10 protein-coding genes are annotated in these 11169 nt (G+C 69.7%); 6 read left to right on the top strand and 4 right to left on the bottom strand.

All coding sequences use genetic code 11. The annotated features are described in order from the left end of the window. On the bottom strand, positions 1-162 hold a 162-nt coding region (locus VF794_RS30430), incomplete at its 3' end, for a VOC family protein (RefSeq protein ID WP_331116480.1). A gap of 114 nt (positions 163-276) precedes the next feature. Here VF794_RS30430 and VF794_RS30425 point away from each other — a divergent pair. The 3 genes from VF794_RS30425 to VF794_RS30415 are packed head-to-tail and all read left to right on the top strand — an operon-like array spanning position 277 to position 2441. Further along, positions 277-447 (top strand): microviridin/marinostatin family tricyclic proteinase inhibitor, encoded by a 171-nt coding sequence (locus VF794_RS30425; protein WP_331116478.1) that lies wholly within the window; start codon positions 277-279, stop codon positions 445-447. Between the two features lie 30 nt (positions 448-477). Continuing rightward, entirely contained in the window at positions 478-1458 is a 981-nt protein-coding gene (locus VF794_RS30420) for an MvdC/MvdD family ATP grasp protein (protein ID WP_331116476.1), read from the top strand. After that, positions 1455-2441, top strand: a complete 987-nt coding sequence (locus VF794_RS30415; protein WP_331116472.1) for an MvdC/MvdD family ATP grasp protein — start codon at positions 1455-1457, stop codon at positions 2439-2441. The genes VF794_RS30420 and VF794_RS30415 overlap by 4 nt, the downstream gene beginning before the upstream one ends. Here VF794_RS30415 and VF794_RS30410 read toward each other — a convergent pair. The 3 genes from VF794_RS30410 to ptsP are packed head-to-tail and all read right to left on the bottom strand — an operon-like array spanning position 2404 to position 8043. Further along, positions 2404-4224, bottom strand: a complete 1821-nt coding sequence (locus VF794_RS30410) for a PTS fructose-like transporter subunit IIB (protein ID WP_331116470.1) — start codon at positions 4222-4224, stop codon at positions 2404-2406. The two genes, VF794_RS30415 and VF794_RS30410, sit on opposite strands and share 38 nt — an antisense overlap. Further along, positions 4221-5186 carry a 1-phosphofructokinase gene (gene pfkB / locus VF794_RS30405; protein ID WP_331116468.1) on the bottom strand — a complete coding sequence of 322 codons (966 nt, stop codon included), beginning with the start codon at positions 5184-5186 and terminating at the stop codon, positions 4221-4223. The genes VF794_RS30410 and pfkB overlap by 4 nt, the downstream gene beginning before the upstream one ends. 1 nt (position 5187) lies before the next feature. Next, positions 5188-8043 (bottom strand): phosphoenolpyruvate--protein phosphotransferase, encoded by a 2856-nt coding sequence (ptsP, locus tag VF794_RS30400; protein ID WP_331116466.1) that lies wholly within the window; start codon positions 8041-8043, stop codon positions 5188-5190. A 144-nt stretch (positions 8044-8187) separates the two neighbouring features. Between ptsP and VF794_RS30395 the strand changes: the two genes are divergently transcribed. The 3 genes from VF794_RS30395 to dusA all read left to right on the top strand — a co-directional run. Beyond that, a complete protein-coding gene (locus tag VF794_RS30395) occupies positions 8188-8757 on the top strand; it encodes a hypothetical protein (protein WP_331116464.1) in 570 nt (189 codons plus the stop codon). 76 nt (positions 8758-8833) lie between these two features. Continuing rightward, positions 8834-10222, top strand: a complete 1389-nt coding sequence (locus VF794_RS30390; RefSeq protein ID WP_331116462.1) for a hypothetical protein — start codon at positions 8834-8836, stop codon at positions 10220-10222. 105 nt (positions 10223-10327) lie between these two features. Then, positions 10328-11169 (top strand): tRNA dihydrouridine(20/20a) synthase DusA (dusA, locus tag VF794_RS30385; protein ID WP_331116460.1); only part of this gene is annotated, 842 nt, incomplete at its 3' end.

Raw genomic sequence — 11169 nt, 5'->3', positions numbered from 1 at the left:
ATATTGACCGTTCAGTGCGAGGTCCAGTTTGAAGGACTTGCGCTCGGCCCGGTACACCTCCCGCACCACGGTCAGGCCCAGCACGTCCGTGTAGAACCGTTTCGACACCGCATAGTCAGAACAGATGATGGCGATGTGGTGGACGGAGGAGAGCGGAATCATCGGGCCTCGCGGAGGAAACGGGGAATTGACTCGGAGTGATTATCTCGACTAATGAGAAAATCCGTTCGTCTGCTCGCCACCCCCTGGCGAGGACGAGACCGAGGAGGCCGCACCATGGAGAAGAACGAGAAGGGCCAGAAGCAGCAGGGAAAGAAGCCGTTCTTCGCGCGTCTTCTGGAGACGCAGGAGCTGGACAAGGTCTCGGGCGGTCTGGCGTCGCAGTACGACGCCACCAACAAGGCCCCCTCCGACACCGACGAGGTCTCGAAGCCTCCCGAGCCCTGAACCACCGCTTCCTGGTTGGCGCCCTCCTCCATGCCCTCGACTCGCCGCGTGGTCCTGCTGCTCACCCACAGCGGCGATTACTACACGATCGACCGCGTGGCGGAGGAAGTGACGCGCCGGGGCCTGCTCCCGGTGCGGCTCGACACGGATGACTTCCCCGGGAAGTGGGGGCTGGCAACGGCCCCGGGGGATGAGGGCTGGCTGAACACTCCCGCGGGCGAGCTGCGGGAGCGGGAGGTTCAGGCGGTGTGGCTCCGCCGCCTGATGCCTCCCCGCTTCGATGAGGAGCTGGAGCCCGCCTACCGGACGTCCTGCGCGCGTGAGTCCCTGGCGACGCTCGAGGGATTCCTCGACACGCTGGAGTCCTCGGGCTGCCGCTTCGTCAATCCACCCGCGGCGGATCACCTCGCCCACAACAAGCCGCGCCAGCTCCGGCTGGCCCGTGAGTTGGGGCTGGAGGTGCCGCGCACATTGATCACCAATGACGCGGCGCGGGTACGTGCCTTCTTCCAGCAGGTGGAGGGCGGAGCCGTGACGAAGATGCTGACGCCCTTGAGCCAATCCATGGACGGCTCGCGGCCCTTCCTCTACACGAGCGAGCTGCGCGCCGAGGACCTCGAGGACCTGGAGGGGCTGCGCTACAGCCCGATGGTCTTCCAGGAGCGGATTCCCAAGTCCCACGAGCTGCGCGTGGTGGTGGTGGGGAACCACTGTTTCGTGGGCGCCATCGACGCCTCGCGCTCGGCGGCGGGCCAAGTCGACTGGCGGCGGGCCAGGCCGGACGAGTGCTCCTGGCAGGCAGGTGCCCTGCCCTCGGGAGTCTCCACACGCCTGGTGCGACTGGTGGCGGCCCTGGGACTGGTCTACGGCGCCGTGGATCTCATCGTTACCCCGGAAGGACGGCACATGTTCCTCGAGGTCAATCCCGGCGGCGAGTGGGGCATGCTCGAAAAGGAGCTCGGCCTGCCCATCGCCGAGGCGCTGGCCGAGGCGCTCGCGGAGAGCCCATGACCATCCTGATCGTCACCCGCTCCAAGGACAACACGGCCCCTGTCCTCGTGACCCGGGCCCTCGAGGAGCGCGGCGAGCGCGTCTACCGGTTCGACACGGACCTGTTTCCCACCCAGCTCCAGCTCGTGCTGGATGAGGCGGGGGACGGGCGACTCGTCGGCCCGGCGGGCGTGCTCGCGCTCTCCGAGATCACCTCGGTGTGGTACCGCCGCAACGAGACGGGCGGCGGCATCCCCCAGGACCTGGAGCCCCAGCTGCGCCGCCCCTCGGTGGAGGAGAGCCACCGGGTGGTGTACGGCCTGCTGGCCTCGCTCGGGGTCTTCACCGTGGACCGACTGGACCGGGTGCGGTGGGCGGAGAACAAGCCGCTGCAGCTCAAGCTGGCGCGCAGCCTGGGCCTGGAAGTCCCCCGCACGCTGATGACCAACGACCCGGAGGCCGTGCGCGCCTTCGCCGCGAGCTGTCCCCAGGGCGTGGTGACGAAGATGATGACGGCGTTCGCCGTGCACGACGAGCAGAAGCGGGAGCATGTGGTGTTCACCACGCCGCTCGGCACGTCGGAGTTGGAGGACCTCGAGGGGCTGGACCTGTGCCCCATGACGTTCCAGGAACTCGTCCCCAAGGCGCTCGAGCTGCGGGTCACGGTGGTGGGCGAGCGGGTGATGGCGGCGGCCATCGACTCGCAGGCCCTGCCGGGCTCACGGTACGACTGGCGGCGCGAGGGGCTGGCACTGATCGACGCGTGGCGCGCCTACGAGTTCCCCGAGCCGGTGCGGGTGCGGACGCTGAAGCTGATGGACGCACTCGGGCTCAACTATGGAGCGCTCGACTTCATCGTCACCCCCGAGGGGCGCCATGTCTTCCTGGAGATCAACCCGGCGGGCGAGTTCACGTGGCTGACGCGCAACCCGGGACTGCCCATCCACGAGGCCCTGGCGGATGTCCTCACGGGACGCGCACCGCGCCGTTCGGTGGCTCGTTGAGCTCGACCGCCTGATTGCTCCGAGACCGCGCCGTCTCGCCTGGCAGCTCGGCCTTGCCCGTCTTGAGCAGTGCGTACCCGACCCCCACGGTCAGCGAGCCGGCGGCGATCGCCAGCAGGTACAGCAGCACGTGATTGACCGCGTTGGGGATGAGCAGGACGAACAGGCCTCCGTGGGGGGCCATCAACCGCACGCCGAAGAACATCGACAGCGAGCCCGTCAGCGCTCCGCCGATCATGCAGATCGGAATCACACGCAGGGGGTCCTTGGCCATGAAGGGAATGGCCCCTTCGGAGATGAAGCACAGGCCCAACACCAGTGACGCCTTGCCCGCTTCGCGCTCCGGCTTCGAGAACTTGGCGCTGGCGATGAGGCTCGCGATGCCCATGCCGAGGGGCGGCACCATTCCGGCCGCCATGATCGCGGCCATGGGACCGTAGCCTCCGGCCCCCGTCGCGAGCAGGCCGACGCCGAAGGTGTACGCCGCCTTGTTGATGGGTCCGCCCAGGTCGAAGCACATCATCGCGCCGAGCAGCGTGCCCAAAAGGATGGCGTTGCCGGAGTTCATGTTCGTCAGGAACGTCGTCATCGCCGACATGATCGCGGCCACCGGCGTACCGACGACGTAGATCATCACCAGTCCGGTGATCAGACTCCCCACCAGCGGGATGATCAGGATGGGCTTCAACGATTCCACGCTGGCCGGGAGCTTGACGTGGCGGCTCAAGCCCAGCGCCACGTAGCCCGCGATGAAGCCGGCGACGATACCGCCGAGGAATCCGGCCCCGAGGGTGCTCGCCAGATAGCCGCCGATCATCCCAGGGGCGATTCCGGGCCGATCGGCGATCGAGTACGCGATGTAGCCGGCGAGCAGCGGCACCATCAGCTTGAAGGCCGCACCGCTGCCGATCTCCATCAGCGCCGCCGCCAGGGTGCCCTTCTGCTTGAAGGCCTCGATGCCGAACACGAACGACAGCGCGATCAGCAATCCGCCCGCGACCACCATCGGGAGCATGAACGACACGCCCGTCAGCAGATGTTTGTAGAGGCCGCGCTTCTCACCCCGCTCGGCGCTGGCGCCCTGCGCCGCGGGACGGCCCGGCTCTCCGCCCATGACCTTCGCCTGTTCCAGCGCATCGCGAATCGTCTGGGTGGACTTCTTCAGCGCGGTGCCCGTCGACGTCCGCCACACGCGCTTGCCGGCGAACCGCGACGTGTCCACCTCGATGTCGGTGGCGAGGATCACGACGTCGGCATCCCGGATCTCCTCCGCCGTCAGCGCGTCCTGCGCGCCCACCGAGCCCTGCGTCTCGACGCGGAGCGGATAGCCGAGCCCTCGCCCGGCCTGGGTCAGCGCCTCGGCCGCCATGAACGTATGGGCAACCCCGGTCGGGCAGGCGGTGACGGCCACGAGCTTCGGCGCGCCACGGGCGGACGTGGTGGCGCTGGCCCCTCCAGTGCTCGCGACCGCGCCCAGGGTGCTGGCCTCACGCTCGGCACGGGTGAGGAACGCGTCCGGATCCGGCAGCGCTTGGGAGATCGGCGCCTGATAGACGCTCTTGCCGACGAACCGCGAGAGGTCCACCGGCGCGCTCGCCGCGACGATGACCAGGTCCGCGGCGGCGAGCGTCGCGCCGTCCACCGGGACGACGGGCTCCAGCTGGCTGTGCATCTCCACCGCCACGTTCCAACCACGTCGCGTCGCGGCGCGGACGAGGCCACGAGAGGCCAGGAAGGTCGTGGCCACACCACTGGGACAGGCCGTGATGACAATCACATTCATCCGCGTGTCTCCCCGGTGAGCGAGTCCACGGACAGGCTCCGGACAAGGGTTTGTTTTTGGAGCAGCTCGAAGTCCTCGGCCCCCGGATTTCCGACGCCGATGTGGCGCACGGACTCGGCGGCGAGCGCCGTCGCGAAGCGGAGCCCCCGCTCCCGCGGCCACTGGGACAGGACCCCGTGCAGCATGCCCGCCAGCAACGTATCGCCCGCGCCGACGGTACTGACGACGGAGACCCGCGGCGATGCGGCCGCCAGGGCGCTACCTCGCTGGGCCCAGATGACGCCCTCGGCACCGGCGGAGAGGATCACATCGTCAACGCCCTCGTCGTTGAGCCGCAGCGCCGCGCGGAGACGTGCCTCCGGGGTGTCGAGCGGACGGCCCGCCCAGTCCGCCAGCTCCGTCTCGTTGGGTTTGACTCCGGAGGGCCGCGCGGCCAGCCCCGCCATCAACGCCGCTCCGCTCGTGTCGAGCCACACCGGTACCTGGCGTGCTCGGACCAGGGTGATGAACTCGGCGAGCTTCTCCGGCGTCACGTTCGGCGGCAGGCTGCCGGAGATGACCACCGCCTCGAGCCCGGGCAGCAGCGACGCCAGGCGCTCGGTCAACGCCTCCATCGCGTGCGCCGGAATCCGAGGTCCCGGCCCGTTCAGGTCGGTGACGCGCCCCTCCGGCTCGGAGAGCTTCGCGTTGATGCGCGTCTCGCCCGGCACGCGGATGAAGGCATCACGCAGCTTGCATTCCGCGAAGACCCGCAGGAAGGCCGTCTCGTTGTCCGCACCGAGCAGCCCCGAGACGGTGACGTCATGGCCCAGCCCCGCGAGGACGCGTGCCACGTTGATGCCCTTGCCGGCGGCGTCGAGGCGGGTGCTCTCCGTCCGGTTGACCTCGCCCAGCCGGATGGGCCCGGTGCGGATCGCGAGATCCAAGGCGGGATTCAGCGTCAGCGTCAGGATGCGCGCCATCTCAGAGCGCCTCCAGGGCTTCACGCACCGCGGCGGCGGTGGGCTGCTTCAGGGCGAGCTCGGCCAGCTCCCGCGCTCGCGGCAGCGTCAGCTCGCGGATGAGGGCCTTCACCATCGGCACGCGGCGGCTGCTGACGGACAGCTCATCGACGCCCAGGCCGACCAGCACCGGAACCGCCAGGGGATCCGAGCCGAGCTCACCGCAGACGCCCACCCAGCGGCCTTCGGCATGAGCGGCTTCGACCGTCAGACGGATGAGCCGCAGCACGGCGGGATGAATCGCATCGGACTGCGCGGACAGCTGGGGGTGGCCGCGGTCGATCGCGAGCGTGTACTGGGTGAGGTCGTTGGTACCGATGGAAAAGAAGTCGGCCTCCTTCGCGAGCGAGGGGGCGAGCAGCGCGCAGGACGGCACTTCCATCATCACGCCGAGCTGGACATCGGTCGCCTTCACCTCGGCCTGTACCCGGTCGAAGATCGCCCTCCCCGCCCGGAACTCCTCGATGTCCTTGACCATCGGAAACATGATGCGCAGCGGACGAGTGCCCGCCGCGGTCAGCAGGGCGCGCAGCTGCGTCTCCATCACCTCCGGCCGCGTCAGCGTCAGGCGGATGCCGCGCAGGCCGAGGAACGGGTTCTCCTCCTGCGCCATCGGCCAGTACGCCAGCGGCTTGTCACCGCCCACATCGAGCGTGCGCGCGACGAGCGGACGGCCCGCCAGCGCATCGAACGCCTCGCTGTACTCGGCGATCTGCGTCGCCAGATCCGGCTCCTTCGGATGCTCCATGAACACGAACTCGGTACGCAGCAGGCCAATGCCATCGGCCCCACGCTCGACGGCATCGGCGGCATGCGCGGTGTTGCCCAGGTTCGCTCCGACCTCCACGCGGTGGCCATCTCGCGTGCGCGCCTCCTCGTGACGCTGAGCGTAGGCCACCCGCTGCCGCACCTCCTGCTCCTCGATACGACGCTCGGTGCGCTGACGGCGCGACAGGCTGGGCGCGGGGATGACACGTCCGAGCTCCCCGTCGACGATCAGCTCGACGCCGGAGGTCAACGCCATCACGCGCTCCCCCGCGCCCACGACGGCGGCGATACCGAGCGCCCGCGCGAGAATGGCGCTGTGAGAGGTGGCTCCACCGCGCACGGTGACGAGGCCGCGCACCTTGGCCGTATCCAGCCGCGCGACATCGGACGGCCCGACATCCTCGGCCACCAGGATGTAGGGCTGATCCGGCGGGGTCGGCATCTCGACGCCACACAGCAGCCCGAGCACGCGCCGGCCGACGTCTCGCAGATCCGCGGCCCGTTCGGCCAGCAACCGGTCGGCGAGGGACTCCTGCGCGCGCGCCGCGGTGTCGATCGCGCGCCACCAGCCAGCCTCGGCCGACGCGCCTTCGCCAATGGCCTCGAAGGCCGCATCGCGGAGATCCGGGTCCTTGAGCATCTCCGCGTGGATCGCCAGGATCTTCGCGACCTCGCCCCCCACCGTGCGCTGCACCAGGGCCTCGAGCTGCCGCCGCGCCCCCTCGAGCGCACGCTCGAACCGCCCGCGTTCCCGTCCGGCGTCCTCCGCCCGCTCGGCATACTCGAATCGCGGCAGCTGCAGCACGTAGGCGGGTGCGATCGCGACCCCCGGCGCCGCCGGCACGGCCGTCAGGGGCTCGTCGGCCACCGGGGCGGCGACCGGCTCCTTCACGACGACGCGGACGGGGCGTTCCTCGCGCGTCTCCTCGAGCGGCGTCACCGGCTCGCCCAGGCCCCCGCGCACCGCGTCGACCAGCGCCGAGAGGGCCCGCGCGGCACCGTCGCCCTCGGCGGAGAACACCAGCGTCTGGCCGCGACGCGCCCCCAGCCCGAGGATCTTCGTCAGACTGGCCGCGGAGACCGTCTCGCCACTGCCCTCGAGCAGGCGGACGCGGACGGGCACGGGCTGCTGCCGCGCCACCTCCACCAGCTCCTTGGCCGGCCGCGCATGCAGCCCGTGGGCGTTGAGCAGGCGGACGCGAGCCGTCCCGGCTCGCGCGGACTCGCCGGACAACCGCGAGAGGATCTGCTCGGCCGGCAGTCCAGCGAGGCTGTCGCCATCGCCGCGCGCGAGCATCCCGTCGAGACGCTCCAGCAGCGCACGATGCGCGGCACCTTGAGCCGCCAGGCAGAAGACTCCGGCGACGTCTCCGGCGTCATCGCGGAAGCGCCGGTCCGGTGTCGCCAGTGCCAGTGCCGGGGCCATGACGCCCGAGGCGCCGTACACGAGCCAGAGCCCCTGCCCCAGGGGAAGCGGCGGCTGTCCGGCGATGGCGGCGACGAAGCTCGCGTCCGCGCAACCGAGATGGCGCAGACGCGCCGCGGCGGCCAGTGCCAGCTCCAGACGGTCTCGGACCGGCAGGCCCAGACAGAGCGTCTCGGCGTCGAGTCTCGCCGTCACCGTCCGGCGGGACAACGTGGCGATGACCTCGTCGGCGTTCGTCGCGCCCGCCAGCGTCGCGGCCACGCCCTCGCGATCCAGCACGTGCGTGAGCTGGCGCAGGATGTCGAGGTGCTCATCGGACTGGGCGGCGATCGTCACCAACAGGTTCACCCGGGCGCCGTCATGCCATTGGACGCCTTCGGGAAACTGGAGCACGCGCACCCCGGTGGAGCGCACATGGCGTCGGCTCTCCGGCGTGCCGTGCGGAATCGCGATGCCGTGGCCGAGATAGGTGGAGGATTGGGCCTCACGGGCAAGCAGGCCCTCGCCGTACTCGGCGGATACGCGACCGGCCTGCACCAGCGCCTCGGCGGCTTGAGACAGGGCCGCGCGCCAATCCGAGGCGCGACAGCCAAGCCGCACATCGTCCCGGGTCAGCGTGAGCATGGGGGTACCCTCCTCGAACCAACCTAATACTCCCCGTCCTACAAGCTCTCCTGCTCGGGCTCCGGCGGAACGAGGACTCAGGCCCCACGCGGCGTGTCCCAACACCCAGGCAGTCCTCAGATTGCTCGGCGGAGGATTTCCTTGATGAAGCGTGAGCGTCTGTCGTGGGCTCTTGGCTGGGCGAGCATGGGATGCGGACTGACGGAACTGACCTTCCCGGAGCACATCGGTCGCGTCCTCGGTGCACCGAGGCACTCCGGGCTGCTGCGGTCGCTCGGGCTACGGGATGTCGCCAATGGATTGGGACTGCTCCTCCAGCCACATCGGAGGGAGTGGGTCTGGGCGCGCATCGTGGGTGATGCCCTCGACCTCGCGCTCCTGGCGGTGACCTTCCGGCTTCCGCGCGCGAACAAGGTCTGGCAAGGCGCCCTCACCCTCGGAGCCATCGGGGTGGCGCTCGTGGACCTCTACGCCGCGACGAAGTGGAGCGCTCCCCTGCTCCGCTCCGGCGCCGTGACGCCCTCCCTCGGGATGGACGTGGGGAGCAGCGGCCCCCTGGAGAGCTGGCGGGGAAGCGGCCTCGCCGAGGACGTGGGCGTGAACGAGCAGCGGGGAGAAGAGAGCGAACCCGAAGAGTTGAGGCAACGCCGGATGGACGAGGCCGCACGGGCACTCGGACTGCCGAAGCTGGACGAACACGGGACACGGCAGTAACCGCCCAGAACAAACTTTGTACAAACCCTGAACAAAGCCTTGCCACGGCGCCCCTGGGCGAATAAGACTCGCGCCCATGAGGATGACCGTGGCGCGGCTGTTGTCGGTGTCGGTCCTGCTGTCCGTGGCCGTGGGGTGTCAGCGAAACCAGGAGGTCCCCACCGTGCCGGAGAAGGTGGTGGGCCACTGCGTCTATACGAACCAGTTCAGCGACCTGCGGGAGTGCCGCGACTACGTGGGCGAGTGGACCGACAAGGCCGCCACGGAGGATTGCAAGGACCAGGGCTCGACGGTGGTGCTGGGCTCGGCCTGCGGCGAGCAGGAGCGCCTGGGCTACTGCTTCCTGGGCGAGGGCAATCAGTGGACGCGTATCTCGCTGCTGGGCGGAGACGCGGAGAAGTGTGGCTCGATGCAGCGCGGCTGTGAGGTGTTCGGCGGCGGCGTGTTCGACCCGGCACCCATCTGCGGTGGGAAGGTGGTGGACACGGGCGGCACGGGGCTGCCGACGTTCCAGCAACCGGTGCTCACGTGCATGGATCCCAAACCCGGCGAGCTGCCTGGAATGTCGCCCGGCGGGCAGGTCTGCACGTGGGAGATGATCTCCGGTGCCACCGAGCCCGGCCGCAGCTTCATGGACTACGCGAGCTGCGACCGCGTGCGCACGCAGCGCCCGTACTACCCGGTCCCTCCCGCGGAGAACGCGACGCGAGAGGATGCTCGCCTGAACGACCCGGCGTACGTCACCGAGCTCACGTGGGTGCGGTCTCAAATCGAAGCGACGGCCTGCATCTGCTGCCACTCGACGCGCGCGCCCAAGGGACCGTCCAATTGGTTCGTGGAGTCGCCCGGCAACTTCATCAACTCCTTCTATCCGAGGGGGCTGGCGATGGGCGCCGGGTGGATCAACACCCTGGGCTTCGGGGCGTACCGACCCGAGCACAACAACGGCTTCTCGCGCGCGTCACCCGAGCGCCCGAACGATTCCATCTTCGTCACGACGGATGCGGTGCGCATCGCCCGCTTCTTCGAGGCCGAGCTGGCGCACCGGGGCTACAAGCGCGAGGACTTCGCCGACCAGGTCTACGGCGCGGGTCCGCTGGACTCGCAGCGCCTCTACCAGCCGACGGCTTGCGAGGACGGAGTGGGCGTCGGCGCGGACGGCATCGTCCGCTGGCGAGGCGGCAAGGCCCGCTATGTGTACGTGCTGGAGCAGGGCACCACGTCGCCGACGGTGCCGCCGAACCTCGACCTGCCCGAGGGCACGCTCTGGCGCATCGACGTGCCCTCGACGGGGACGCCCATCGAGAGCGGGACGGTGCGCTATGGCGTCGTTCCGCCTGGCCTGTCACAGCGCTTCCCGGCGTCGGGCGAGCCGGCCACGCTGACGAGCGGCAAGACGTACTACCTCTACGTGCTCGCGGACATCATCGTCCCCATCACCCGCTGCCTCTTCACCGCGCCGTGAGCCCCTCGGGGGCCGGCCTCCCCGGGGGCCGGGCATCCAGGCTCCGGCTCCCGCCCGCATTCTTGGGGAAGGCTCCGGTCTTCCACCTGTGTACAATCAGGACGGATGTCCGCCTACCTGTCCCCCGCTCCCTCGCCCGCCATGCCATCCCACCGTCTGTCCGTCGCTCCGATGATGGATTGGACGGATCGCCATGACCGCTACTTCCTGCGCCTCATCTCCAAGCGCACGCGGCTCTACACGGAGATGGTCACCATCGGCGCCATCCTGCATGGTGACCGGCCGAGGCACCTCGACTTCTCGAAGGAGGAGCACCCGCTCGCGCTCCAGCTCGGGGGCAGTGAGCCGGAGAAGCTCGCCGAGTGCGCCCGCATCGCGGAGCAGTGGGGCTACCACGAGGTGAACCTGAACGTCGGCTGCCCCTCGGACCGGGTGCAGAACGGCATGTTCGGCGCGTGCCTGATGGCGAAGCCCGAGCTCGTGGCCCGCTGTGTCGAGGCGATGCGTGGGGCCACCCGCCTGCCCGTCACGGTCAAGCACCGGATCGGCATCGACGACCTGGACTCGTACGAGCTGCTGACCCAGTTCATCCGGACGGTGAGCGGCGCGGGCTGCGACACCTTCATCGTGCACGCGCGCAAGGCCTTCCTCCAGGGGCTCAGCCCCAAGGAGAACCGCGAGATTCCTCCGCTGCGCTACGAGGTGGTGCGGCAGTTGAAGACGGACTTCCCGCACCTGACGCTCGTGCTCAACGGGGGCGTGAAGTCCCTCGAGGAGGCCCGTGCGCACCTGGAGTGGGCCGACGGCGTGATGATTGGCCGCGAGGCGTACCAGAACCCCTACATGCTGGCCCAGGCGGACGCCCTGCTGTTCGGCGAGGACCGCCCCGCCCCCACCCGGCGCCAGGTGGTCGAGGCGCTGATGCCGTACGTGGAGGAGCTGCTGTC

Source organism: Archangium sp. (assembly GCF_036389735.1).
Classification (GTDB): Bacteria; Myxococcota; Myxococcia; order Myxococcales; family Myxococcaceae; genus Archangium.
This window is presented reverse-complemented; position numbering and strand designations above follow the sequence as displayed.

Coding starts and splice junctions, on each gene's coding strand:
- VF794_RS30425 (WP_331116478.1), top strand. CDS start 277: ATGGAGAAGAACGAGAAGGGCCAGAAGCAGCAGGGAAAGAAGCCGTTC.
- VF794_RS30420 (WP_331116476.1), top strand. CDS start 478: ATGCCCTCGACTCGCCGCGTGGTCCTGCTGCTCACCCACAGCGGCGAT.
- VF794_RS30415 (WP_331116472.1), top strand. CDS start 1,455: ATGACCATCCTGATCGTCACCCGCTCCAAGGACAACACGGCCCCTGTC.
- VF794_RS30410 (WP_331116470.1), bottom strand. CDS start 4,224: ATGAATGTGATTGTCATCACGGCCTGTCCCAGTGGTGTGGCCACGACC.
- pfkB (WP_331116468.1), bottom strand. CDS start 5,186: ATGGCGCGCATCCTGACGCTGACGCTGAATCCCGCCTTGGATCTCGCG.
- ptsP (WP_331116466.1), bottom strand. CDS start 8,043: ATGCTCACGCTGACCCGGGACGATGTGCGGCTTGGCTGTCGCGCCTCG.
- VF794_RS30395 (WP_331116464.1), top strand. CDS start 8,188: ATGAAGCGTGAGCGTCTGTCGTGGGCTCTTGGCTGGGCGAGCATGGGA.
- VF794_RS30390 (WP_331116462.1), top strand. CDS start 8,834: ATGAGGATGACCGTGGCGCGGCTGTTGTCGGTGTCGGTCCTGCTGTCC.